General features: G+C 66.3%; 24 protein-coding genes. 14 read left to right on the forward strand and 10 right to left on the reverse strand.

From position 1 onward, the window contains the following. The 3 genes from NN4_RS32185 to NN4_RS32195 form a co-directional block, all read left to right on the forward strand. Positions 1–1,471 (forward strand): FAD-dependent oxidoreductase (locus NN4_RS32185; protein WP_147139309.1); only part of this gene is annotated, 1,471 nt, incomplete at its 5' end. Further along, positions 1,468–2,451: a Rieske (2Fe-2S) protein gene (locus NN4_RS32190; RefSeq protein WP_246181195.1), complete on the forward strand. Its 984-nt coding sequence runs from the start codon at positions 1,468–1,470 to the stop codon at positions 2,449–2,451. The genes NN4_RS32185 and NN4_RS32190, both read left to right, overlap by 4 nt. 140 nt (positions 2,452–2,591) lie before the next feature. Beyond that, the gene (locus NN4_RS32195; protein WP_135236535.1) at positions 2,592–3,053 is read left to right on the forward strand and encodes an SRPBCC family protein; all 462 of its coding nucleotides are present in this window, start codon (positions 2,592–2,594) and stop codon (positions 3,051–3,053) included. A gap of 73 nt (positions 3,054–3,126) precedes the next feature. Here the strand turns inward: NN4_RS32195 and NN4_RS32200 are convergent, their stop codons facing one another. The 3 genes from NN4_RS32200 to NN4_RS32210 form a co-directional block, all read right to left on the reverse strand. Further along, positions 3,127–3,624 carry a DUF6764 family protein gene (locus NN4_RS32200; protein ID WP_246181196.1) on the reverse strand — a complete coding sequence of 166 codons (498 nt, stop codon included), beginning with the start codon at positions 3,622–3,624 and terminating at the stop codon, positions 3,127–3,129. Positions 3,625–3,781: 157 nt separating this feature from the next. After that, complete coding sequence (locus NN4_RS32205; protein ID WP_147139312.1) at positions 3,782–4,192, reverse strand: hypothetical protein; 411 nt, start codon at positions 4,190–4,192, stop codon at positions 3,782–3,784. A gap of 101 nt (positions 4,193–4,293) precedes the next feature. Beyond that, complete coding sequence (locus NN4_RS32210; protein WP_147139314.1) at positions 4,294–5,805, reverse strand: M28 family metallopeptidase; 1,512 nt, start codon at positions 5,803–5,805, stop codon at positions 4,294–4,296. A 221-nt stretch (positions 5,806–6,026) separates the two neighbouring features. Between NN4_RS32210 and NN4_RS32215 the strand changes: the two genes are divergently transcribed. Continuing rightward, complete coding sequence (locus NN4_RS32215; protein WP_147139316.1) at positions 6,027–6,935, forward strand: LysR family transcriptional regulator; 909 nt, start codon at positions 6,027–6,029, stop codon at positions 6,933–6,935. Between the two features lie 46 nt (positions 6,936–6,981). On the opposite strand, the gene NN4_RS32220 is transcribed toward NN4_RS32215, so the two are convergent. Beyond that, entirely contained in the window at positions 6,982–7,740 is a 759-nt protein-coding gene (locus NN4_RS32220; RefSeq protein ID WP_147139318.1) for an SDR family oxidoreductase, read from the reverse strand. A gap of 178 nt (positions 7,741–7,918) precedes the next feature. Between NN4_RS32220 and NN4_RS32225 the strand changes: the two genes are divergently transcribed. Further along, positions 7,919–8,209: a hypothetical protein gene (locus tag NN4_RS32225; RefSeq protein WP_147139320.1), complete on the forward strand. Its 291-nt coding sequence runs from the start codon at positions 7,919–7,921 to the stop codon at positions 8,207–8,209. On the opposite strand, the gene NN4_RS32230 is transcribed toward NN4_RS32225, so the two are convergent. Then, positions 8,181–8,786 (reverse strand): GNAT family N-acetyltransferase, encoded by a 606-nt coding sequence (locus NN4_RS32230; protein ID WP_246181197.1) that lies wholly within the window; start codon positions 8,784–8,786, stop codon positions 8,181–8,183. The two genes, NN4_RS32225 and NN4_RS32230, sit on opposite strands and share 29 nt — an antisense overlap. 272 nt (positions 8,787–9,058) lie before the next feature. Between NN4_RS32230 and NN4_RS32235 the strand changes: the two genes are divergently transcribed. From NN4_RS32235 to NN4_RS32260, 6 genes are all read left to right on the forward strand, one after another. Continuing rightward, positions 9,059–10,351, forward strand: a complete 1,293-nt coding sequence (locus NN4_RS32235) for a hypothetical protein (protein ID WP_246181198.1) — start codon at positions 9,059–9,061, stop codon at positions 10,349–10,351. Between the two features lie 227 nt (positions 10,352–10,578). Then, positions 10,579–11,799: an AAA family ATPase gene (locus NN4_RS32240; protein WP_147139324.1), complete on the forward strand. Its 1,221-nt coding sequence runs from the start codon at positions 10,579–10,581 to the stop codon at positions 11,797–11,799. A gap of 20 nt (positions 11,800–11,819) precedes the next feature. After that, positions 11,820–13,037 carry a vWA domain-containing protein gene (locus tag NN4_RS32245; RefSeq protein ID WP_371865781.1) on the forward strand — a complete coding sequence of 406 codons (1,218 nt, stop codon included), beginning with the start codon at positions 11,820–11,822 and terminating at the stop codon, positions 13,035–13,037. Positions 13,038–13,208: 171 nt separating this feature from the next. Then, positions 13,209–14,183 carry an alpha/beta fold hydrolase gene (locus NN4_RS32250; protein ID WP_147139328.1) on the forward strand — a complete coding sequence of 325 codons (975 nt, stop codon included), beginning with the start codon at positions 13,209–13,211 and terminating at the stop codon, positions 14,181–14,183. A 223-nt stretch (positions 14,184–14,406) separates the two neighbouring features. Continuing rightward, positions 14,407–15,234, forward strand: a complete 828-nt coding sequence (locus NN4_RS32255; RefSeq protein WP_222595208.1) for an endo alpha-1,4 polygalactosaminidase — start codon at positions 14,407–14,409, stop codon at positions 15,232–15,234. 112 nt (positions 15,235–15,346) lie between these two features. Beyond that, positions 15,347–15,514 (forward strand): DUF4236 domain-containing protein, encoded by a 168-nt coding sequence (locus tag NN4_RS32260; protein WP_135236547.1) that lies wholly within the window; start codon positions 15,347–15,349, stop codon positions 15,512–15,514. 162 nt (positions 15,515–15,676) lie between these two features. Here the strand turns inward: NN4_RS32260 and NN4_RS32265 are convergent, their stop codons facing one another. Continuing rightward, positions 15,677–16,180 carry a hypothetical protein gene (locus tag NN4_RS32265; protein ID WP_147139330.1) on the reverse strand — a complete coding sequence of 168 codons (504 nt, stop codon included), beginning with the start codon at positions 16,178–16,180 and terminating at the stop codon, positions 15,677–15,679. 269 nt (positions 16,181–16,449) lie between these two features. Here NN4_RS32265 and NN4_RS32270 point away from each other — a divergent pair, with 269 nt between their 5' ends. Beyond that, entirely contained in the window at positions 16,450–17,427 is a 978-nt protein-coding gene (locus NN4_RS32270) for a LysR family transcriptional regulator (RefSeq protein ID WP_147139332.1), read from the forward strand. Between the two features lie 18 nt (positions 17,428–17,445). Here NN4_RS32270 and NN4_RS32275 read toward each other — a convergent pair whose 3' ends face one another. The 3 genes from NN4_RS32275 to NN4_RS32285 all read right to left on the reverse strand — a co-directional run bounded on the left by NN4_RS32275 (position 17,446) and on the right by NN4_RS32285 (position 20,173). After that, complete coding sequence (locus NN4_RS32275; protein WP_107655802.1) at positions 17,446–17,637, reverse strand: DUF6011 domain-containing protein; 192 nt, start codon at positions 17,635–17,637, stop codon at positions 17,446–17,448. Positions 17,638–17,736: 99 nt separating this feature from the next. Continuing rightward, positions 17,737–18,660, reverse strand: coding sequence for a cation diffusion facilitator family transporter (locus tag NN4_RS32280; protein ID WP_147139334.1), 924 nt, complete (start codon positions 18,658–18,660; stop codon positions 17,737–17,739). Between the two features lie 49 nt (positions 18,661–18,709). Then, the gene (locus NN4_RS32285; RefSeq protein ID WP_147139337.1) at positions 18,710–20,173 is read right to left on the reverse strand and encodes an amidase; all 1,464 of its coding nucleotides are present in this window, start codon (positions 20,171–20,173) and stop codon (positions 18,710–18,712) included. 442 nt (positions 20,174–20,615) lie between these two features. Between NN4_RS32285 and NN4_RS32290 the strand changes: the two genes are divergently transcribed. Next, positions 20,616–21,935: an MFS transporter gene (locus tag NN4_RS32290; RefSeq protein ID WP_147139339.1), complete on the forward strand. Its 1,320-nt coding sequence runs from the start codon at positions 20,616–20,618 to the stop codon at positions 21,933–21,935. A gap of 79 nt (positions 21,936–22,014) precedes the next feature. Here the strand turns inward: NN4_RS32290 and NN4_RS32295 are convergent, their stop codons facing one another. Beyond that, positions 22,015–22,473 (reverse strand): PaaI family thioesterase, encoded by a 459-nt coding sequence (locus NN4_RS32295; protein WP_147139341.1) that lies wholly within the window; start codon positions 22,471–22,473, stop codon positions 22,015–22,017. A gap of 444 nt (positions 22,474–22,917) precedes the next feature. Here NN4_RS32295 and NN4_RS32300 point away from each other — a divergent pair, with 444 nt between their 5' ends. Beyond that, positions 22,918–23,217 (forward strand): hypothetical protein, encoded by a 300-nt coding sequence (locus NN4_RS32300; protein WP_147139343.1) that lies wholly within the window; start codon positions 22,918–22,920, stop codon positions 23,215–23,217. The last annotated feature ends 115 nt before the right edge of the window (positions 23,218–23,332 follow it).

Genomic DNA, 23,332 nt, shown 5'->3' on the forward strand with positions numbered 1-23,332 from the left:
GGTCGTGGTCGGCGCCGGCATCGCGGGCCTGGCGGCCGCGACCGGCCTGGTCGAGCGCGGCTGCCGGGTAGCGGTGGTCGAGCGTGAGCGCTACCTCGGTGGACGCGTCGGCGGCTGGACCGAACAGCTCCCCGACGGCACGCCGGTGGGGATGAACCGCGGCTTCCACGCCTTCTTCGCGCAGTACTACAACCTGCGAAAGTTGCTGGCGCGCAGCGATCCCCAGCTGCGACAGCTGCGCGGGCTGGAAGACTATCCACTGGTCGACGCCCACGGTCGCCGCGACACCTTCCGTGGCCTGCCCCGCACGCCACCCTGGAACGCGCTGGCGTTCGCGCTGCGCAGCCCCACCTTCCGGCTGCGCGACCTCGTCCGGATGGACCCGCGTGCCGCCGCGCCGTTGGCCGCGGTATCGGTGCCCGACATCTATCATCGGCTCGATCACCTGGACGCGGAAACGTTCTTGCGCCGCATCAACTTTCCGGAAGCGGCCCGGCATTTGGCGTTCGAGGTGTTCTCGCGCAGCTTCTTCATCGAACCGCGGCGCATGTCCGCAGCCGAGCTGGCCGCCATGTTCCACATCTACTTCCTCGGCTCCAGCGAAGGGCTGGTCTTCGATGTGGCACAGGACAATTTCGATGTCAGCCTGTGGACGCCGCTCGCGGAATATCTAACCGCGCCGGAGCGGCCCGGCACCGTCCGATTCCACACAGGCGTGTCCGTCGAGCGGATCGACAGCGACGGCGACGGATTCCGGGTGGTCGACGACACCGGTGCGGTCTTGACCGCCGATGCTGTCGTGCTGGCCACCGACGCAGGCGGCCTGCAACGTGTCGTCGCCGCGTCCCCAGAGCTCGGTGACGACGAATGGCGTTCGCAGATAGCCGGATTGGCACTGGCCCCGGCCTTCGCAGTACTGCGGCTCTGGCTGGATCAGCCGGTGCGCGCCGATCGGACCTGCTTCCTCGGCACCGGCGACATGGACCCGCTCGACAACATCAGCGTGCTGGATCGCTACGAACGACAAGCGGCGGACTGGGCCGGGAAAACCGGCGGCAGCGTCGTCGAACTACACGCATACGCGGTGCCCGAGACGACACCCGCGGCGCAGGCCAAGGTGCGCAAAGAGCTGCTGGCGCGACTGCATGCCATGTACCCGGAGACCGCCGCCGCGAACATCGTGGGGGAGACGATGCTGTGGCGGCAGGATTGCCCGCGCTTCTCGCCCGGCGACTTCGCTACCCGCCCAGGCGTTGTCACGCCGCATCCGCGGTTGGTGCTGGCGGGCGACGGAATACGCGTCGATCTACCGGTCGCCCTGATGGAACGCGCCGCGACCACCGGCTGGCTGGCCGCCAATTCCCTCCTGCGCCAATGGAATGCGGCGGGGCACCGGCTGGAATCGGTGCCCGCTCAGGGTCGTTCGGCGCTGTTGCGCGCCCTGGCTACTCGCGAAAGGCAGACTCGGTGAAAATCTCACCCTTGCAGCGATTCGCGCCGGAGAAGTGGTCGCGGCAGCGGCCGACCTACCAGGACGCGGACCCCGGCCTGATCTCGGCGGCGCTGCGTTGGTCGCAACAGCGTCCCTCCGGCAACTGGTATGTCATCGCCGCGAGCCGGGCGATCCGTCGTGATCGCCCCTTCGCCACCACGGTGGGCGGCCGCGAGATCGTCGCCTGGCGTGCTGATTCCGGCGCGCTGCACATCGGTCCTGGTGCGTGCCCGCATCTGGGTGCGCCCCTGGCTTCCGCCGAGGTCGAGAACGACGCGCTGATCTGCCGCTGGCATGGTCTGCGGGTCGGTGCCGGCGACAGCGCCTCGCGCTGGTGCCCGTACCCCGGCTACGACGACGGGGTGCTGGCCTGGGTGCGTCTGGATGCGGTCGGCGGTGAGGAGCCGACCGACGCGCCGGTGCTCGGTGCGCGCCCCGCCGACACCACCGTGCACGCGGTGACCCGGCTGGTCGGGGTGTGCGAGCCGCGCGACATCATCGCCAATCGGCTCGACCCCTGGCACGGCGCATGGTTCCACCCGTATTCGTTCGCGCGCCTCGACGTGACGCGGACACCGCCACGCGACGGCATCACCGAGGAGAACCACGCATTCCTGCTGACGGTGACCTTCCGCGTGACCCGCAGTCTCGGCGTGCCGGTGGCGGCCGAGTTCCGCTGTCCCGACCCGCGCACCATCACGATGCGGATCCTCGACGGAGAAGGCGCCGGTAGCGTGGTCGAAACGCACGCCACCCCGATGGGTTCTGGCCCCGACGGCCGGGCACGCACGGCAGTGATCGAGACGGTGATCGCGAACTCCGACCGTCCCGGCTTTCGGCACGCCCATCGAGCGCTGCCGGTGTTACGCCCGTTGATGAACCGCGCCGCGACGCGGCTGTGGCGCGACGACATGGACTACGCGGAACGTCGCTACCAGCTGCGCACTCGTCAGAACTGAGTCGGTCGGCGGCAACGGGGCATGCCGTCGATGTGTAGGTCGTCGCGGTCCGGGTACTGCCCGAAGGTAAGTGCGATGCACGAATGATGCATTACACCTGTGCTCGTGCAGTCTGTGAGCCGGAAAACCAGGAGGTAGCGATGAGCACCATCACCGAGTCGGTCGACGTCCATGTCCCCATCACTCGTGCGTACAACCAATGGACGCAGTTCGAGTCGTTCCCCGCTTTCATGCAGGGCGTGGAGGAGATTCGGCAGATCGACGACACCCACACCCACTGGGTGACCGAGATCGCCGGTGTGACACGGGAATTCGACGCCACCATCACCGAGCAGCATCCGGATGAGCGGGTGGCCTGGAAGTCCGACAGTGGCCCCGAGCATTCCGGGGTGATCACCTTCCACCGGCTCGACGACAACACCACGCGGGTCACCGCGCAGATGGACATCGACCCCGACGGCTTCGTCGAGCATGCCGCCGACAAACTCGGCCTGCTGAATCACCGGATCAAGGGCGACATGCAGCGGTTCAAGAGGTTCATCGAACAGCGCGGCCAGGAAACCGGTGCTTGGCGTGGGGATGTTGCCCGGCCGGACGCCTGAGCGGTAGTCCGGTAGCCGCATGCGGCGCAGTGGTGGCGATTACGAAACCACCACTGCGCCTGCGGCATTGGTATCAGCTGAGGGACAGGCAGCCCTGGAAGGTCTGGAAGTCTCCGGCGAATCCGACACCACCGCTGCACGTCGGCCCGGTAACGCCGGTGACCGTCACGGTCGCGCCCGGACCGGCGATACCGATCGAAAGGCCCGGGCGCACACCGGAGGTATCGACGGTTGCGCCGGGGCCGATGGCGATGGCCGCGGGACCGGACAGTGCCATGGACGACGAGGTCGCGCGCCCGCCGTTCTGGGCGATGGCGAGCGACAAACTCGTGGCATCCGCGTCGGCGGCGGCGGTGCCGTCGAAGCCGTACGCGGCCGCCGCGCCGCCCGCCTCGCTGGTTGCCGAGCAGCGCGCGTTCGACTGTGCTGCGGAGGTAGCGCTGGCACCCGGTGCGGGGCAGGCTGTTTCGGCCGCCGCGGCAGTGGGAGCGGTGAGCGCTAACGCGGCAACGACAGGGCCCGCGCCGAGGAGCGCGAGGCCGGTCCGGCGGATCGAGGACGAGATATTCATGGTGCTCTCCTGTGCTGACCGCCGGGCCGGGGAGATTCGTCCGGGGCGCGGCGATCCGAGGTTCGATGAGGCGGTTTTCGATTGCTGCCGCCGGGCATTACCGGAACGGCGCACCGCCACTCTACCCAAAATGATGCACAAGCGATGCGCTATGTCGTTAGTTCCAGGCGTAGAAGTACATCCGCCGGGTGATGGTCTCGACCAGGGTGCCGCTCGGGTCGCGGAGTTCGGCCACGCCCACGTTGCGCTCGTCCCGGCCGGCGAAGAACGGGGCGCTGTCGGGCCGGACGGTGATCGGGTGCTGGCGCCACCGGGTTTCACCGTCGCAGATCACCGCCGAGGTGGTCAGCGAGCCGGTAGCCGTCGGTCGGCCCGGCTCGACCGCAGTGAGGCGCACAGTCAATGTCCACCGCTGTTGTCCTTTGGGACACCGCACGTCGATATAGGCATTGGCCTTACCCGCGGACACGTAGATGTCGTCGTGCAGCCAGACCGCCTCGGCTTGCGCCGCAGGCAGCGGCACCGCCCCGAGGAACGCGGCCACCAGGAGCGCAGTCACCGAAGTCATCGCATCAACCCTTCAGAAAAGCTTGCAGCGGAACGTCTTTCAACGGAAAGTGGGGGCGGGCAGCTGCCCACCCCCACTCGGGACGTAGTCATCGATCGATGTCAGCGCTCTGCTGCGGGACGCGGCGTCGCGGCGGTGCCGGGCGGGTTGTCGGCGTTGGCGTAGGTCTGCATCGAATCAGCGATCGCACCGGTGTTCACGGTCAGCGCCGTGTTGTTGATGTTGGCGGTGGTGTCACAAGACCGGTGGTAGCAGGGGTCGTACGGACGGCCCGCGGTGCCGCCGAACATCTGCTGCTCCTGACGTGTCTTGATGCCCTCCGCGCCGGTGAACAGGCCACCGACCGCGATCCCGGCCCGCAGGAACGGCCCGTAATCCGAGCGCCCGTCGAGGGGCGTGCGGACGTGGGACAGACCACGGGAATCGAAGTAGCGGTTGAAGTTCTGCTCGATCTGCGCGGATCCGGCCGGCCCGCCGCTGCCGTTGTAGATCTTGTAGGCGAAGTTCGTCGAGCCGATCATGTCGAAGTTCAGGTAGAGCCGGAGCTTGCTGCGCTCGGCTGCGGGCAGGTTCGACACGTAGTACTTCGAGCCGATCAGGCCGAGTTCCTCAGCGCCCCACCAGGCGAAGCGGACCTTGTTCTTCGGCTGGAGTGTGGCCATTTGCAGCGCCACCTCGAGCAGTCCCGCGCTGCCGGAACCGTTGTCGTTGATGCCGGCACCCGCACGCACGGAATCGAGATGCGCACCCGCCATCACGACCTTGTTCGCGTCGCCGCCCTTGCTCTCCGCCAGCACATTGTGCGTGGTGGCGGGCAGGCTCTCGGTGTCGGTCTTCAAGCGCACGACCGGCTTCGCCGCGGTGGCGAGGTCTTTGCCGACGGTGTAGCTCGCGCCGACCACCGGCACTTTGATGCCTTTCTCGTCGAGGGGCTCGGTGAAGGTGTCGGTCCGGCCCGCCTGACCCTCATTGAAGATGATCACGCCGGAAGCGCCTGCGGCCTGGGCATTTCGGGCCTTGTCGGCGAAGGTGCAGGTACCGCGTTGCAGCAGGGCGATATTGCCGCGGGTGAATTTGGCGAAGTCCGCGGCCTCGCAACCGGAGGTCGAGGTGTCCGGCTGCGGACCGGGCGTCAGCACCAGATCGACACCCTGGACCGGCGCCTTCGTATCACCCGAACCCGAATAGGTCGCCGTGGCGAAGTCGCCGATCTCGCTGCGGTTCGGCGGGGTCGCCTTGTACGTCGTCGGGGCGGCCGGTGCTTCCTTCGCCAGCACCGCCGTCGTCCGTTCCTGGAAGGCTTGGAAGGTGAACGGCTGCAAGGTCACCGTGTAGCCCGCGCGGCGGAGTTCGCCGGCCACGTAGTCGCGGGAGGCGTCGTAACCCGCGGTGCCCGCGGCGCGCGTGCGGCCGTTGGCGTTGGCGATGCTCTGGAACTTCTCCAGGTGCTGGTTGACGGCGGCCGCTTTGATCTCATCGGCTATTTGCCGTTCGGGCGGCGCGCCCGGCTCGGCATACACCGACCCGGCCATCGCGAGCGATAGCGCGAGCGGCACCGCGGCGGCTACTGCGATAACTTGACCGGCTCTGACTCTGCGAAAGGTGTGGGACATTTCGAATTCCTCCAAACGGACGGATAAATCCCGATGGCCGGAGATTAAGCCTGTCTGTCGGTTCGGTAAAACCCCAGTTGAGAGTGGGGAAGGGGGGTGGCTCGGCTGTCGTGCGGCGCGGGCTTTCAGCGCTGAATCAGCTACCGGATAATTTCGGAGCCGGCATTGCGTTCCGCATGGGGAGAGCAGTTCCCTTTTGCGGTCGGCTTACGATGGGCGGCATGGTTCCAGGTGATCTCGCCTCCGGTGGCAGAGTGCTGGACCTGCATCGGTTGCAGCAGTTCCTGGCCGTGGCGGAGCTGTCGAGTTTCACGTCCGCGGCGGCGGCGCTGCACATCACCCAGCAGGCGTTGAGCAGTTCGGTTCGTCAGCTGGAGAAGCAGTTGCGGGTGGAGCTGTTCGATCGCAGCGGTCGTCAACTGGTTCTCACCGACGCGGGCGAAGTGTTGCGCGACGGCGCGCGGGCGCTGTTGGCGGCGTCGGATGCGCTGTATCGCCGGACATATGAGGCGGGTATCGCGGCACCGCCCGCCTTCGTTGTCGGTCATACGCCCGCGATCACCGCGGACGAGGTGTACGACCTGATCGAGCCGGTGCGGGCGGCGCGGCCCGATGTGTCGGTCACGGTGCGGCAGCTGTTTCCGGATGCCATCGCGGCCGCCCTGCACCAGGGCTCGGTCGACGTGGCATTGCGGCGCGGTGTCGCGAGTCCGGCCGACCTGGCGTCGGCGGTCATCGCCTACCACCCGGTTCGCGTCGCGGTCGCGCGGACGCACCGGCTGGCCGATCGCACGGCCGTCACGGTGCGCGACCTCCAGGACGAGCAGATCGTCATCTGGGCGCCGCCGGGGGCGTCGTATTACACCGACTTCATCCTGAGTACCTGTCGGCGTGCGGGTTTCGAACCACGGTTCGTCGTCAACCACATCCAGGGCACGCCGCCGGTGACCGCGGTGGTCGGCACGGATCACGTCGCCATCGTCACGGCGCCCGCGGGGCAGGCGCTGGGTGGTCGCGTGCAGGTCGTCGATCTGAAGGAGGGGCCGGTGGCCGCGACACAGGCGCTGTGGTTGCCGCACACCACCTCCGACCTGCGTGACCTGCTGTTCAGTACGCGCGCCGACGGCTGACCGCCCGGTTGTCGGACAGTCAGCCGTCACTTGGCCAGGTGTTGCCTCAGCGGGTGGTGTACCCGCCGTTGGCGAGGATGGTCTGGCCGGTGATCCACCAGCCGTCGCCGACCAGGAACTCCACCAGCGGGGCGATGTCCTCGATCTTGGTCAGGCTGTTGCCGAGCGCCTGCGACTTGTGGAACTCGACCCGCTCCGGCGTTTCCTGGCCGTAGAAGAAGGGGGTATCCATCGGGCCGGGGGCGACGGTGTTGACCGAGATCAGCCGCGGCGCGAATTCCTTGGCCGCCGCGCGGGTGAAGTGCTCCACCGGCGCCTTGCCGCCCGCGTAGGTGGAGTAGCCGTCGGTGAACGCGGCGAGCAACGAGGTGACCACGGTGACGATGCGGCCGTTGTCGTTGAGCCGCTTGCCCGCTTCCTTCAAGAAGAAATAGGCGGACTTGGCGTTGATCGCGAACATCGAGTCGTATTCTTCCTCGGTCGTCTCGATGATCGGCTTGCGCAACACCTTTCCGACGGTGTTCACCGCGATATCCACGCCGCCGAACGCGTCCACCGCCACCGCGAACAGCTGCTCGACATTCCCCGGAATCGTCAGATCCGCCTGGAATTTCACCGCTTTGGCACCGGCCGCCTCGATCGCGGCGACAGTCTTGTCGGCCTCGGGTTCGGTACTGTCGCTGTTGAAGTGCACGGCGACATTGGCGCCGCGTTCGCCCAGCGTACGGCTGATCAGCCCGCCCAGATTCTTGGCACCTGCCGCCACCACAGCCGACTTACCCTGCAAACTCTGTACCACGATCATGCTCCGATCTGTTCAAACTTTCAGCGGACACCGGCCACGCTATGGCGAATATCGGCGCATCGGAAACAGTGATTATTGGTGAGTCCACAAATCCTGCTTGTATGGTGCTCCGAGCAGGTCATCGCGAATTACCGTACGTAATTCACACCACGACTCGAACATCAGAGATGGAGTAAAAGTGAGCCGTACATCGGTCATCATCATCGTTGGTTTCGTCCTGCTCGCAGTATTCCTGCTGATCGGATCCTGCTTCGGCAGAAAAGGACTGCACCGTGCGGCCGAAGATTTCCTCCTGGTCTGGTTCGCCCTGACCGTCGGCAACATGGCAGTGGGCGTCATCGACGCGGGCTACGGTGTCCTGGAGGAGATTCCGTTCCTCCTCGTCAATTTCACCCCGCCTGCGGTCGTCGCCGCTGTCGCGTGGTACCGGACGAGGCCGGCTAAGGCTCTCGAATCATCGCCCACATAGGAGGTTCGGCTCCTACGGGCAGCACAAAGGTGGCACGCACCACGAACCCGAACTTCTCGTAGAACCGGATGTTCGCTTCACGCGTGCACACAAGATAAGCGGCCGTGTCCGGCGCGCCCGCGAGACGATCAGCGATGAGCCGAGCCGCGTAACCCTGCCCGCGGCGGTCGACCGGCGTCGCGATGTTGGCCAGATACCAGTGCAGTGGCGTGCGCGGATGATGCTCGTCCAGCGCACGCCGTACAGCCAGCGCAGCCGTTGTTCTGGTACGCAGCGCAGGCAGCAACTCGGGCAGCGCGCGCAGCGTGCGCGAGAAGGGTTGATCCCACCGCCCAGGCGGATCCCACACCGCGACACCGCCGACCTCACCGTGCTGGTCGGTAGCGATCTGTACACCGCCGCCGCGCAGATGGAAGTGCCGCAAGGACGTTGTGAAGTAGCGCGGTACCGCGCGATGCCGTCTGCCCTGGTCGGGCCAGATGGCCGCCATGACCGGATCGTCGGCGAAGCCTTCGGCAAGCACGCGTGTGCACGCATCGATATCGGCAGTCGTGGCGGTGCGGATTGTGATCGGCACAGCGAGACCTCCTGAGCGGCTTGACTACTGGCGTCAACGGACTCATACGATAATCGCTTCCACCCGCCCTGACGCGAAGCAGTCCGGTGCACCCTCGGCTGGCGAGGTTCGAAGCCGGGCGATATGATCAGCGTGATGATGATTCACTCTGTTCAAAGATCGGGGGTTCCATTCGTCTCAGGTGAGTGCTGATGCTCACTCACAGTACGAATGAGAACTTTTCCCGCTTGTCCTTCTGGCCGCGCGTGCGTGAATTTGCCGTGCCGCCCTCCATGATCGAGACTGCTACCGCCCGGCGACTGGTTCGGGACTGGGCGGGGGCTTGTGCCGCAGCGGGTTTCGATGTCGATATCGATATGCGGTCGGTGGCGCGGCGTCATGGGTCCGAACTCGCGAGTCGGATTCGAGCCGATCTGCGGTCGCTGGCTCCTGATCTGTTGCGCTGGCATATGCCGAGGATCGCTCCGGACGGGCTGTTGCGGCCGGGGCTGACCATTGCGCTCGCCCGGTATGACACCGAGATATGCTGCGGCAGTGCAGGTTTCCTGTATCTCGTGGTTCGTACCGCGCCGGCCTGGGCGGACGCGGGTCAACGGATCAGCCTGGCGTTGTGGGACGGGTCCACCGCAGGACAGCATCCGCATCCACGTCCCAACCGGCGGTTCCGCTTGGATCTGCACCGCCACCTGTGGGATGCGCGCAGGGTGGGTGAGCTGCGCATGCGGTCCGGAGTCGAGAGATGCAGCCCGCCGCTGGCACCCGAGTTACGCACTGCGGTAACGGAACTCGACCACTGTGCGGTCGACCGATGGGCCCCCGAGGGAGAGATCCTGTGCCAGGCGGAAAGTCGGCCGACCACTACGTTCATTGTCCGGTTCGGAGCCAAACAGCGGTTGGTGGTGGATCTAGCCGCCGCCGACGGAACGCGCACGCTGCGGATCGCGTCGGAGTACCCGGTCGGCGGCATCTCCGTGCTGCCGGTGCTACCCGACGCGGCGACCTGGGTGCTGCCCGACCTGGCACTGCTCCGTGCCGGTGCGATAACGGCCGATCGATTGCATCCGTTGGTGGCTTCGGCGCTCGTGCCCGGCTATTCGTCGGCCGATGCGCCGCGGGCTCCCGAACACACGGGTCAACGGATCGTGGAGTGCCGGGGAGAGCAGCACCGAATAGGGCTGGTCGACGGGGTTTTGGCGGCACTGGATCACGACCCGGCCGAGATTCGGCGGGAGGAACTGCTGGCCGCGCTGTCCGGCACGCCGCTGCCTTGCCTCCAGGCCATCGACACCGCGCATCGACAACCGGACTGGCTTGTCGGCGTCCGTGAACGCCTGGACCATGGCGATATCGCGGGCGCGCTGGCCATCGTCGAGGGACTGCTCGGTCCCGAGGCATTGCTGCGCGACGGCGCTTTGCGCGACGAACTCGAGGCGGCCGCGCGTCGACGGATTACTCACGGGCTGTTCAGAGCTGGTCTCTCCGAACCAGGGATGAACCGAGTTCCGGCGCAGAGCCGCCGTTCCCGCGACCGTCGCGCGCATCCGCGCAACGCGGCTTCCCACTGACCGGGCCACTTTCGTCCCGCCTCTATCGGAGTCGTGCAGGTCTGCGCGACGCAGTGTCTTACTGAGAGAACGACTTTCGCTCGTATCCAGAAACTCGCACCAGCTCGGCTTCCGGCCCAGAGAACAAACTTTCGTCCCCATCCAGCACCGTCGTACGCATCTGCACAACCCGGCATCTCACTGACCGTCGCCCCACACCCAACTCTGCCAACCACAAGGTGATTCACATGCTTACTGCCACCCGCGCATCCGCCCAACTCGACGTTGCCGATCAGTTGCTGGCTCTGCTCCATGACGTAACCACCGAACCACGTCCCGACAACCAGCTGGAGGCCCTGGCGCTCGCCGTGGCCGCCGACCTGCCGGTGCTCCTGTGGGGCGAACCAGGGATCGGCAAGACCGCTGCCATCACCCAGCTGGCCGACGATCTCGACCTACCACTGACCACGGTGATCGCGAGCGTGCATGAGCCATCGGACTTTTCGGGCCTGCCCATCATCGGCGACGACCCCGCGGCCCAGGGCGTCCCGATGGCCCCGCCGGACTGGGCGGTGCGCCTCGTCCGGGCCGGTCGCGGGCTGCTGTTCTTGGACGAGTTGTCCACCGCACCGCCCGCGGTGCAAGCGGCCTTGCTGCGGCTGGTGCTGGAGCGGCGGATCGGCAATCTCCAGCTGCCGCCGAATGTCCGGATCGTGGCGGCGGCCAACCCGCGATCGTCGGCGGCCGATGGCTGGGAGCTGAGCCCGCCGTTGGCCAACCGGTTCGTGCACCTGCGCTGGACCCACGATCACGACGTGGTGGTCCGCGGTCTAGGCGGAGTCTGGCCGCACGCGACACTGCCCCGCTTGGCCACGGAAAAACTCACTGACGCAGTGGCTTTCGCGCGACGTGCGGTATGTGTGCTGCTCGCGGCCCGGCCCGCGCTGGTCCATCAGATACCCACCAGCGACACGCGCCGGGGCGGCGCTTGGCCGTCGCCGCGCAGCTGGCAGATGGCAGTGTCGCTGATCGCCTTCGCCACCGCGGCAGGCTCGTCCCGCGACGTGCTCTCCCTGCTGGTCCGTGGCACGGTGGGCGACGGGCCGGGCTTCGAATTGCTGGCCAGCCTGGACCGGATGGACCTCCCGGACCCGGAGATGCTGCTGGCCGACCCGGCGGCCGCCGTCCTGCCCGAGCGCGGCGACCTGCGTCAGGCCGTGCTCGACGGCGTGGTGGCGGCGGTTCGTAAGCGCCCGGAGAAGGCTCGCTGGGACGCGGCCTGGGCGCTACTGGTCCATGCCTTGGAGACCGGAGCGCCGGACCTGATCGTGGTTCCCGCAACAACTCTCGCCACGCTGCGCCAGGGCGACTGGGATGTGCCGGTGGCCATCGAGCAGCTCGCCGGGGTGGTCTCGGTGTCCCGTGGCGCGGATCAGGTCGTTGCCCGCCTCGTCACGAAAGCGAACTGATGACCGCAGGAGCGCCGCGAATGTTGGACCGTGACAAGCTCTTTGCCGCCCGGCTGCACGCCGCCCGCGTCCGGCCCTATCTGGCGACCGCGCTGTTCGCCCTGTCCGTCGTCGAGTCGCGCGGCGTATTGACGATGTCCGTCGACCGGCACTGGCGGTGTTACGTGTCACCGGGGTTCGTGGACCGGACGCCGGTCGAGGAGCTCGCCGGAGTGTGGGTGCACGAGGTGTCGCACCTGCTGCGCGACCATCACGGCCGCAGTGACCGATTCGCGCGGCGCCACGAATTGTCCGGCCCGGCAGAACGATTGCGCATGAACATCGCCGCGGACTGTGAGATCAACGACGACGTGTTCGGCGACGGGCTCGTCCAGCCGGAGGGGGCTGTCACGCCCGCGTCGCTGGAGTTGCCCGCGGGAAAGCTCATGGAGGATTATCTGCTCGAGTTCCGGCTCGGGCCGCTCACGCAGGGCATGGCCTGGCTCGACTGTGGCAGTGGCGCAGACGGATTGGATCGGGAGTGGGAGTTGGGGCCGGACGGCGCCGACGGACTGAGCGAGCAGGAACGCGACGCGGTCCGATTCCGGGTCGCGCAGGGCATCATCGGCCGTCCGGGGGACGCGTCCAAAGGGTGGCAGCGCTGGGCCGAGGAGGCGTTCCATCCGCCACAGCCGTGGCGTGATCTGCTGGGGGCCGCGCTCCGCTCGGCGGTCGGCGGTTCCGGTGCGGGCGAGGACTACACCTATGGTCGGCCCGCTCGGCGCTCGGCCGGGGTGCCGGGCGTGGTGCTGCCGAGCCTGCGGCGCACGCCGCCACGGGTTTCGGTGCTCATCGACACCTCGGGGTCGGTCAGTGACGTCGAACTGGGCAGCGCACTGCTCGAAGTGGCGGCCATCGCGCGTGCCGTGGGCGGGCGGCGCGACCTGATCACCGTGCTGCCATGCGACGCGGCGGCCAGAATCGTGCATCCCCTGTGCCGTGCCGAGCGGATACCTCTGGTGGGCGGCGGGGGAACAGATCTGCGCACTGGTATCGCCAAAGCGGTTCGTGCCCAACCAGGTCCGGATGTACTCGTGGTGTTGACCGACGGTCAGACACCCTGGCCGACCAGGCGGCCACCGTGCCGGACGGTGGTCGGTCTGTTTCGCCGCTCGAGTGCCGACACGTGGAGCGAAAGCGATCCCGACTACGTTCCGGACGCACCGCCCGCATGGGCCCGAGTCGTCGATATCGGGTAGGAACACGGCGCTCGATGGGGCGTTGTGCGCCACGCCCATCGGTAGCTGGATGCTTGCCAAAGAGTGGGAAGGTCGTAATATCCTCATCGGGCACGCTCCTGGGGCTTGTCAGCGCTGTGATCTCGGTGGGTCATCCATTCTTCTCGACGATGATGGAGAGGTGGCTGCACGATGCGGCTGTTCAGGAGTGCGGCATTGCTCGCTGTCGTGGCACTGGCAGTGGTCGGCCCGGCCGGCGCCGCACAGGCAGACCAGGAGGATTCGGGTCGCCCGGGATTCGTCGAATACCAGGGCTTCCCGGTGTCGTACTTCGAATACGGACCCGACGGCGACGCCCCGACGGTCATGATGACCGGGGACTGGCCGGGCGACTCCAGCCTCATGGTGCCGATAGCAGAACAGTTGGCCGCGAACGGTTTTCACGTCGTCCGCTGGGATATGCACGGGGCGGGTCGCACGAGTCACGACCGCAGGCCGGGCGCCTACTCGATGGAGAATCTGGCGGGGGAGCTCGGCGCGGTGATGGATCAGACCGCTCCCGGGCGTCGCGTGCACATCTTCGGTGACGGGTGGGGGCCGTTCATCGGAAGTCAGTACAACACCATGTATCCCGGCCGGATCGCGTCGATGTCGGTGATCGGATTCCCCTCGGCGGATCTGGCGGGAAACGCGTTGCGACGGGTGCCGCGGGAGAAGCCGGAGCTGACCGGTCAGTGGGCCGCGCAGGTTGCGGTGTTGAGTTATCTGGCGGGCATCGAGATACCGGTGCTGCCGGACGCCGCGGTACGTACCGGTATTCCGGTTCAAATGCTGAGTGTGGTGGCTTCGCTGATGGCTCCTGAGATGCCGGGCGGGGGTCTGCACACTAACGTCGACGACGACGCCGACGGGCTCGAGCGATACCGGCAGGCGATGTGGCCGCATCTGACCGAACCGCAGTACGACTACATCGACATTCCGGTCCTACAGGTCTTCTATCCGACCGACGACTTCCTGGAGACACCGGTATTGATCGACGGCCTGGAAAGCCGTACGCCGCACCTCGATCTGCGGTACGTGCCCGGTAACCACTTCAGTGTGCTCAGCGGCGACAACACGCGGCAGATCCTGGACGCCGCCATGGAATCCATGCGCGCCGCGGACTGACTTCGTAAGTCCCTGGGCGCGTTCGCCGAACCGGCCGAAACCTGATTCGGTAAGCCGCTGTCGTGCAGTCCATCCCACTATCCCCGATCTCGGGCGTTGACGGGACCGGCCGGGAGTGGTTGTATCTGGCTGTGCCTGAAGGGCTTTCGGCACGGTGCGTGGGTGGGGCGGTGACCGGGCGATGCCCTTCGGGTGGTAGCCGTCACCAGGGAACGAGGGTCTCGTGAGCACCACTTCCATCGCACGCATCCGCCGCCGCTGGGCGACCACCGTCGCGGTGCTCGTCGCCGCGGCCTCCTGCCTCGCCGGGCAGCAGGCCGGTACCGCCGGCGCCGCGCCGGTGATCACCCTGCCGCCGGTCAACGCGGGGTTCGATTACCAGATCACCAGCCCGTACGCGCCGCCGCCCGGGGTGACCGTGGTCAGTCGTGACCACAGCGTCGAACCGGCCAACGGGCTCTACAACATCTGCTACGTCAACGGCTTTCAGGTGCAGCCCGGCGCGGAAAGCGAGTGGTCGGCCGACCTGCTGCTGCGCGACAAGGACGGCAAGATCGTCTACGACACGCGGTGGAAAGAGGCGCTGCTGGACATCCGCACCGCTGACAAGCGCGCCCGCATCGCCGACAAGGTCAACCAGTGGATCGGCGGCTGCGCCGACAAGCGTTTCAACGCGGTCGAAGTCGACAACTACGACAGCTACGACCGCTCCAAGGGACTGCTGGCCCCCGACCAGGCGGTCGCCTTCATCGCCTTGCTCGCCAAGTACTCCCACGACCGCGGCCTCGCCATCGGCCAGAAGAACGCCGCCGAACTCCTCGACCAAAGGGCCGCTGCCGGACTGGATTTCGCGGTGGCCGAGGAATGCGGCGACACCGAGGAATGCGGTGACTATGCCAGGGCGTACAACAACAACGTCATCGATATCGAGTACACCGAACCCGGACTGGCAGCAGCATGCGCGGAGTACGGAAGCAAGCTGAGCATCGTGCTTCGGGACGTCGAGGTGTCCACTCCGGGTGAGCCCGACTACGTCAGGAAGACGTGCTGAATCCGGTGCGCTGATCAGACCACTCACGCCGCCATCGCGCGTCCATGACCAGCGAAAGCCATAGGGGACAACACGGGTCGGTTATCCTGGGGGAGAGCTAGAGAGGTTTCCCATGCCCTTCAAATATCGTCAACGTAAGTCCTTCGGGCCGTTGAAATTCAACTTCACTCAGTCGGGCCTGTCCTCGTGGGGCATCAAAATCGGCCCGTGGTCATGGAACTCACGCACCAAGAAGAACAACGTCGACCTGCCAGGCCCATTGAGCTGGCGCCAGCGCTGAGCCGACCGCGGGGTCGGGTCGCGCGCCGACCCCGCTGGATCCCTCTCGGCGCAAATGGCCGGTGGTCGGGCGATCAGGAGGAACTGGTGTCGGCATCGGTCGAGAGGCCACCTGCACTGGTTCCATTTCACCGCTGCCAGCCGGAAGTACGCGGCGGGCGGATCATGGCCAACGCTGCGGCGGCGGATATTCGGCGTGCTCGTCGGCGGGCCACATCCGCACGCGCCACACATCGCCGGGCATGGTCGAGTCGGGCTGACCGACGAAACGTAGCCCACGCCCGCTGATTTCGATGTGATAGGTACCGGGAGCGATCGCGATCGGGACGTCGGAGGTGCTGGTGGCGGAGGTGATCCACAACTGTGCTCGGTCATCGATGGTGGTGGTCTCATCGAGGACCACCTGCCAGTCCGTCCGATCCGGATGCTGTGGCCGGTCGAACAGTTCGAGATCGACCCGCATCGCGAAGTTGTACTGATGTGGGCTCAGGACAACGATGTTGCCGCCTGCGGTAATCGCGTACAGCCCGTGGTCGCTCGCGCGATCCACTACCTCGGGCAGCTCCTCGCTGGTGTCCGCGGTGCCGGTCAGATAAAACTGGCCGTAGTCCATCATGACGGTCCTCGTCTCGGCTGACACCGGTGTGTCGGAATATGTTTCGGCCATTCCTGGAGGGTACGAGTTCCGCTCGCGCGTAGACCGTCGAAGCGAACTGACGGCAGGACGGTCGAACAACCGCTTGTCGCGCCGACACAACTTTTGGTTGTGGCATTGGGGGCGTCTGCAGAGTCAGGGTTGGGCGTTTGACTGGGGTCCATGGCCGTAAACCCGCAGGCTTGCAGGGAAGTTGGCAAACCGGGCACTGGCCGATCGCTTGATAGACGGACAACGGCAACGCTACGATTCCGCAACCAACTGGCGTACAAGGAGACTTCGTGGCGGATCTCGATCTGGCGGCCGTGCGGGCGTTCGTGACCGTCGTCGACGAGGGGCAGTTCAGTCATGCGGCGACGATGCTCGGCATTACCCAGCAGGCGGTGTCCAAGCGAATCGCCAAGCTGGAGCGTCAGGTCGGGGTGCGGCTGTTCGATCGGGGCCGGGCGGGCAAGGCGACTGCTGCGGGGATGGTGATGCTGCCGTTCGCTCGGTCGCTGCTGGTTGCCGCGGACGAGATGGTCGCCTCGGTGCGGCAGGAACCGCGGCCGTTGCGTGTCGCGATTCTGGGGGAGCGGCAGGTGGCGTCGCGGTCGATCCAGTACTACCTCGATCGGCATCCGGAATCGGATGTCGAGATCGTGCTGTCCAACGCGTTCGTCACCTCGCGGGACGCCCTGGTGAGCGGTCGCGCCGACGGGGCTTTCGCTCGGCCGCACGGTGGGCCGCGTCCGTTGCCGTCCGGCATCGGTGTCGTACCGGCGTATGTGGAGCCGCTGCACATGCTGGTGGGCAGGGGACATCCGCTGGCCGGGCGTTCGACGGTGTCACTGGCCGATGTCGTGCCGCATCCGATCTGGGTGCCCGGCGCATCGGTGCCCTCGGAGTGGGCGGACTTCTATCGAGAGTTGGCTGAGTTCAGCGGGATTACGGTGATCACCGATCCCGACCCCGGCAGCAAATCAGGTTCCGACGCGAAGAAACTGGCGGGCTTCGATGCCATGCTCGATCGCATCGCCGGCTCGGACACACTGGCGACGTTCAGCGGGGATGGGTTCATCGCTCCCTGGAACCCCAATATTCGACGACTCCCGATCACCGACCCGACACCGGCGTACCCCCACGCATTGCTCTGGGAAACCACCAATACGCACCCGGGCCTCGCACCTTTCATCGCCCACTTCCGCAGTAGTTACAACCGAGATATGGCCGCCGACTGCTGGATTCCCGAGGTGGACCGACCGATCTTCCTGTCGTGAACCGGCGGATCGCCGGAGCTACGCCGCCGACGCCGTGATATCGAACAGCGTCAACTCACGTGCCGCCGCGGCGCGCTGATCCGCCCGCTCGCGCACCGCGCACGTCGGACCGATCCCTTGCGACACCGATTCCGGCGACACCAGCCAGCCATGGCATCGGCGGCAGTGCGCCACGAGGCGTACTTCGGGCTTGTCGTCGGTCGCGGCCATATCGATCTCCTCCGGCCAGGTTGTTCCAGAAGGAAGCCTGACACAGGGGACCGACACATTTCGTGCTGGAATATAGGAACCGGTTGTGCCGCAGTGCGTTCAGGGACGTTCGGGACGGTAGAGGTCGGGTTCGAGGTACATGACGCCGGCCGCGGGGACGGCGGCGCGGACGCGGGCCTCGGCGGCATCGATGGCGGTGGCGACGTCATCGATGGTCAGACCTGGTCGGACGGCAATCTTCGCGGCGATGAGCAATTCATCGGGCGCGAGATACTCGGTGCGCAGGTGGATTACGCGGTCGAAGTGGGTTTCGTCGACGAGATTGCTGCGGATGGCGCGATCTTCATCGGGCGTGGCACCCTCGCCGATGAGCAGACTCTTCATCTCCACGATCAGCACCACGGCGATGACACCGAGCAGGATGCCGATGGCGAGGGTGCCGACGCCGTCCCAGCGGGCGTCGCCGGTGAGCACGGTCAATCCGACACCGGTGAACGCGAAGGCGAGCCCGACCAGCGCCCCGCTGTCCTCCAGCAGCACCACCGGCAGCTCGGGATTGCGCGACGTGCGGATGAACTGCCACCAACTGCCACGCCCTTTGAGCGGCTGGGACTCGCGCCGCGCGGTGAGCAGACTGAAGGTCTCCAACACCATCGCGATGAGCAGGATGGCGATCGCGACCGCCGGCGAGCTGAGCTCCTCGGGACGGCGGATCTTGGTGATGCCCTCATCGATGGCGAACAGGGAACCCATGGTGAACAGCACCAGCGCGACCACGAACGAGTAGAAGTAGCGATTGCGGCCGTAACCGAACTGGTGCACCGCATCCGGCGGATGGGCGGCCCGCCGCTTACCCAGGAGCAACAGGGCTTCGTTGGCGGTATCGGCCAGCGAATGCATCGCCTCGGCCAGCATCGACGACGAACCCGTCAGCACCGCGCCGACGAACTTCGCGAGCGTGATACCGGCGTTGGCGCCCAGCGCGGCCAGGATTGCTGTGGTACTGCTGCCACCGCTCGACATGGACGCCAACGCTACCGGCGGCACCGCGCCATCCGTGCGCGGACACGGCCTAGATGTGGCCGCCCGTCGGTGCCTGGAAGCCGCCGATCTGCTGCTCGAGCAGTTCGGCCAGCCGCAGCGGCGTGCGGTCCTCGAACATCGGGCCGATGAGCTGCACGCCCACCGGCAGACCCTCGGGGGACCGGCCCGCGGGGATGGCGGTGGCGGGCAGGCCGGGCATGGTGGCCACCCCGGCCCACACGAGCTGGTCGAAGTACGGGTAGTCGACGCCGTCGATATCGATCTGCCGTTCCTCTATACCCGTGCCGTGGTTGTGGGGGAAGGCGGGAGTGGGCGTGATCGGACACACCACCGCATCGAACTCGCCGAACAGCTGACGCCAGCCCTGGCGGTGCAGTTCGCGACGGTTGTTCGCCTCGATCCACTCGCGGTGGCTGAACACCATGGCGCGGAATCGCGCCGCATCGAGACTCTCGTCCTGGGCGCTCAATCCGGCTGCGTGGCGCACCAGCTGCTCGTACGCCTCGGCGGTATGGCTCGCAGCGACGTTCGACATCAGCAACTGCATGTAGAGCGTCGCGGCCTCGGTCAGATCGGGTAGCAGCGGACTGTGCCGTTCGACGCGGGCGCCCGCCTCGACCAGCGCGTCGGCGACTCTTCGCACGCCCGCTCGCACAGCGGAGCTGGTGGGAATGGCCGGATGGTCGTCCAGGACCAACACCCGGAAGTCGCGGAGCCGGTCGTGGCGCGCCGGCGGCAGCGTCAAGCCGTAGGCCACACCGAGCGTCAGCGGGTCCGGTCCGGCCATCACGTCGAGCAGCAGCGTGAGGTCGCGGGCGGTGCGCGCCATCGGGCCGACAACCGCGAGGTCCAGCTCGACCGGCAATGCGGAGGCGGGCGGCGCGACCATGCCGCGGGCAGCGGCCAGCCCGAGGGTCGGCTTGTGTGCGTAGATGCCGCAGAAATGCGCGGGCGTGCGCAGTGAACCGGCGATATCCGAGCCGATGGACAGCGCGCCGAAGTCGGACGCCAAGGCCGCCGCGGAGCCGCCGGAGGAGCCACCCGCTGTGCGCGCGTGATCCCACGGGTTGTTGGTGGTGCCGTAGATCTCGTTGAAGCTTTGGATATCTCGCAACGTGTGCGGCACATTGGTTTTGCCGAGAATCACCGCGCCCGCGGTCCTGAGCCGTGACACCTGTACCGCGTCTTCGGTCGGCCGATAGTTCCGGTGCTCAGGTATGCCCCAGGTGGTGGGCAGGCCGGCCATGTTGTACGACTCTTTGACCGTCACCGGAATACCCAGCAAGGGCCGATCTTCGCCGCGAGCGCGCGCCTGGTCGGCGGCGCGGGCGGCTTTTCGCGCCTGATCGAAGTCCGGCACGCAGATGGCGTTGATCAGCTTGTCGTCGCGTTCGATACGAGCGATCGCCTCGTCGGTGAGTTCCACCGACGTCACCTCACCCGCACGCAACGCCGCCAAAAGCTGTTCTGCCGCAATAAAGTTCCACTCCATGGATTCGACCATACCGGCCTTTTTCGGATGGCTGGCTCGCGTAAGTCGTTGACATTCACCGGGAATTCTGGCCGGGTCGCATTGCGATTGGCAAAGCCGCAGGTCCGTGGCACCACCGATAGCTTGTTGACGCAGGTCAGGGCTATCTGACGGGACTTGATCGCCATTGCGCAGGCCATGAAATATGGCTCCGCGCAACGGGATGCATGTCTCATTTCTCGTGATTCTCCACTGTCGCGCTTGTTGTTCGGAGTTCAAAAGATCAAAGGGCTTTCACATCGCTTGGGCATTATTGAAGACAATTTGCAAACGATTGCGAATGCGTCCACCGGCAGCGGGACCACCCCCGTTGAGGGGTAGTCGACGAGTGACCTGCATCACTATGGTCCCACTCACCCCGCGTCCCGCCTGGACGGCGCAGGGTGCACGAGATGAGGAACGTATGAAAAGACTGTCGCCAGAACGGACAACGGTGACGACGAGCCGCACCAGTGTGCGGCGGGTGGCCATCGCCAGCTGTATCGGCACCACCATCGAGTTCTATGACTTCTTCATCTACGGGACCGCGGCAGCGCTGGTATTTCCGAAGGTGTTCTTTCCGGCGCTCGGATCGACGGCGGGCACCGTCGCCTCGTTCGCGACTTTCGCCGTGGCCTTCGTCGCCCGGCCGGTGGGCGCCATGGTCTTCGGGCATTTCGGGGACCGGATCGGCCGCAAGAAGACCCTCGTCTCCACGCTTCTGCTGATGGGTATCTCCACCTTGCTGATCGGCCTGCTCCCCGGGGCGGCCACCATCGGCGTCGCGGCACCGCTGATCCTGGTGCTACTGCGCTTCGGTCAAGGCTTCGCCGTCGGCGGCGAGTGGGCCGGTGCCACTTTGCTGACAGCCGAGTACGCACCGCCCGGAAAACGCGGCCTCTATGCCATGTTCCCGCAAGTCGGGCCTGCTTTCGCCTTCGCGCTTTCCAGCGCTACCTTCCTGATCACCGGCACGCTGTTCGGTGACACGAACGACGATTTCCTGAACTGGGGCTGGCGGATCCCGTTCGTCTTCTCCATCGTCCTGGTCGGTATCGGGTTGTATGTGCGGCTGGCGATCGACGAGACCCCCGTGTTTCGGGCGAACGCGACCCAACGCGCCCTCGACCCCACGCCCGCGCGCTTGCCGTTCCTCGAAGCCTGGCGGTTCCAGACCAAGGAAATCCTGCTTTCCGCAGGCGCGCTGGCCATTCTGTTCGCCTTCTTCTATATGGGCACCGCATTCCTGACCAGTTACGGCACCAAGACCCTCGGCTTCAGTCGGCCGTTCGTGCTGACCGTCGGTATCGCGGCCGCGGCGGTATTCGGTGCGGCGATCGTCGTTTCGGCCCTGTACTCGGACCGGCTCGGTCGCCGGTTGGTCATCATGGTCTCGTCCGGGCTCGCGGTGGTCTGGTCACTGGCGCTGTTCCCGCTGCTCGACAGCGGTTCTCGCCCCGCCTTCGTGATCAGTGTGCTGACCACCCTCGCGATCTTCGGTGTCGCGTACGGGCCGTGCGGGGCGCTGTTGCCGGAGATGTTCCAGACCCGCTATCGGTACACCGGAGCCGGGCTCGGCTACAACTTGGCCGGTGTGCTCGGCGGTGCGATTCCGCCGCTGATCGCCACACCGCTCGCGTCGGCCTACGGCAGCAATGCGATCGGTTACATGATGGCCGGACTCGCGCTGGTGAGTTTCTTCTGCACCAAGGCGTTGGTGGAGACCAAAGACAGGGCGTTGTAGTCGGATTTCGACGAAGCGCCGCATAGGTCGAGGGGTGGCCCGCACCTGATTCACGTCGGGTGCGGGTTTTTCCCTGTGGTCACTGTTCGGGGCGCGCGGGGAGACAGATCAGGGTCTGTTGTCCCGTTGCGATGAGTGATCGCTCGTCCCCTCGTACGGCGAATACCTCGAGTTGGCAGACGGTCAGGGTGCGTCCGGGTTTGAGGACCGTGCCGACGGCTTCGAGGTGATCGCCGGACGCAGGTGCGAGGAGGTTGATTTTGTATTCGACGGTGAGCACCGAGGTGTCATCCGGGAAGAGGGTGAAGGCCGCGTAGCCGCCCGCGCTGTCGGCGATCGCGCTGGTCGCACCGGCGTGGATGTATCCGTGCTGCTGGGTCACTTCTGGACGGTGGGGGAGCAGGATATGCACGCGCCCCGGCCCGATATGCCCGAGTTGCGCGCCGAGATGCCGCATCAGACCCTGGCGGTCGAAGCTGGCTTGGATCCGGGAGCGGACCTCCGGGTCGGCCTGATCGAACTGCTCCTGGAGGTCCATCGGTCTCCTCGCTCGGCCTGCTGGCGCGTCTGTTGTCGCGGTCGGGACCCTCGTGTCGCCAACCCGGTTTGCGCGAGCGTAGCAGTGAAAATTTGACACTTCAGTGGGGCTGAGAGCCGGGTCGTTGCGGTAGAGCGCGGAGTCGCGACGGGCACGCCGGATCGCATTGCGCGGGGGAGTGGCGAACGGGCTTCGATACGTGGTTCGGACCTCTCGGTGATTGTCGATTGCCGACTTCGGTTGATGTTGCTGGAAGATCGCTGATGCAGTCACACTGCAGTCGCATTCACCCTGTTGGCGGTGAATGTCAAGGGTTTCTGTGTCAGTTTTTGGTTACGAAAATCCGCGTGGGATTAGTTGTCCATGTGCCTTGAGCTGCGAGGATATGAAATCTGCCTGGTTTGCTGGTTGACGCGGTTTGCTCGGCGGTCCGACTCTGGTCGCATGAACATCGCCAGCAGTTGCAAGGTATTAGCTGTGGTGTGGTTGCCGACCATCGTCTGCTCCGCGTTCGTCTCGGGCATCGCGGCGGCCGACCCGCCGCCCGCCGGATGTAGTTCCGACTACGCGGTGCCGAACCAGCTCACGATCACCTGTGAACCGGGGGCGGGGGTCGGGCAGCACGCGTACATCAGGTGCCGCGATATCGGCGGCGTACTGCACACCCGAATCGGGACCACCGTGGGTGCTGACGGCGGGTGGTCCCGGGCAGTGTGCGCGACCGGTGAATACGGCCCGGTCTGACCCGCCAACTCCTTTTCGTTCAGCGAGCTCGCTCCGAGCTCGGCATGCCCAGTCCCTCTCGGCTGGGTCCTCGCTGCATTCCTGTTCGATCGAAAGGTTCCTCATGTCGGTAACT

This window comes from Nocardia ninae NBRC 108245 (genome assembly GCF_007990755.1).
GTDB classification, from domain to species: Bacteria; Actinomycetota; Actinomycetes; order Mycobacteriales; family Mycobacteriaceae; genus Nocardia; species Nocardia ninae.

What these genes read in the sequence shown, in the direction of transcription:
- NN4_RS32285 (WP_147139337.1), bottom strand. Translation starts at nt 20,173, where the DNA reads ATGGAGTGGAACTTTATTGCGGCAGAACAGCTTTTGGCGGCGTTGCGT.
- NN4_RS32245 (WP_371865781.1), top strand. Translation starts at nt 11,820, where the DNA reads ATGTTGGACCGTGACAAGCTCTTTGCCGCCCGGCTGCACGCCGCCCGC.
- NN4_RS32295 (WP_147139341.1), bottom strand. Translation starts at nt 22,473, where the DNA reads ATGGACCTCCAGGAGCAGTTCGATCAGGCCGACCCGGAGGTCCGCTCC.
- NN4_RS32215 (WP_147139316.1), top strand. Translation starts at nt 6,027, where the DNA reads ATGGTTCCAGGTGATCTCGCCTCCGGTGGCAGAGTGCTGGACCTGCAT.
- NN4_RS32280 (WP_147139334.1), bottom strand. Translation starts at nt 18,660, where the DNA reads ATGTCGAGCGGTGGCAGCAGTACCACAGCAATCCTGGCCGCGCTGGGC.
- NN4_RS32250 (WP_147139328.1), top strand. Translation starts at nt 13,209, where the DNA reads ATGCGGCTGTTCAGGAGTGCGGCATTGCTCGCTGTCGTGGCACTGGCA.
- NN4_RS32290 (WP_147139339.1), top strand. Translation starts at nt 20,616, where the DNA reads ATGAAAAGACTGTCGCCAGAACGGACAACGGTGACGACGAGCCGCACC.
- NN4_RS32275 (WP_107655802.1), bottom strand. Translation starts at nt 17,637, where the DNA reads ATGGCCGCGACCGACGACAAGCCCGAAGTACGCCTCGTGGCGCACTGC.
- NN4_RS32210 (WP_147139314.1), bottom strand. Translation starts at nt 5,805, where the DNA reads ATGTCCCACACCTTTCGCAGAGTCAGAGCCGGTCAAGTTATCGCAGTA.
- NN4_RS32195 (WP_135236535.1), top strand. Translation starts at nt 2,592, where the DNA reads ATGAGCACCATCACCGAGTCGGTCGACGTCCATGTCCCCATCACTCGT.
- NN4_RS32205 (WP_147139312.1), bottom strand. Translation starts at nt 4,192, where the DNA reads ATGACTTCGGTGACTGCGCTCCTGGTGGCCGCGTTCCTCGGGGCGGTG.
- NN4_RS32300 (WP_147139343.1), top strand. Translation starts at nt 22,918, where the DNA reads ATGAACATCGCCAGCAGTTGCAAGGTATTAGCTGTGGTGTGGTTGCCG.
- NN4_RS32200 (WP_246181196.1), bottom strand. Translation starts at nt 3,624, where the DNA reads ATGAATATCTCGTCCTCGATCCGCCGGACCGGCCTCGCGCTCCTCGGC.
- NN4_RS32260 (WP_135236547.1), top strand. Translation starts at nt 15,347, where the DNA reads ATGCCCTTCAAATATCGTCAACGTAAGTCCTTCGGGCCGTTGAAATTC.
- NN4_RS32240 (WP_147139324.1), top strand. Translation starts at nt 10,579, where the DNA reads ATGCTTACTGCCACCCGCGCATCCGCCCAACTCGACGTTGCCGATCAG.
- NN4_RS32220 (WP_147139318.1), bottom strand. Translation starts at nt 7,740, where the DNA reads ATGATCGTGGTACAGAGTTTGCAGGGTAAGTCGGCTGTGGTGGCGGCA.
- NN4_RS32235 (WP_246181198.1), top strand. Translation starts at nt 9,059, where the DNA reads ATGATCGAGACTGCTACCGCCCGGCGACTGGTTCGGGACTGGGCGGGG.
- NN4_RS32265 (WP_147139330.1), bottom strand. Translation starts at nt 16,180, where the DNA reads ATGGCCGAAACATATTCCGACACACCGGTGTCAGCCGAGACGAGGACC.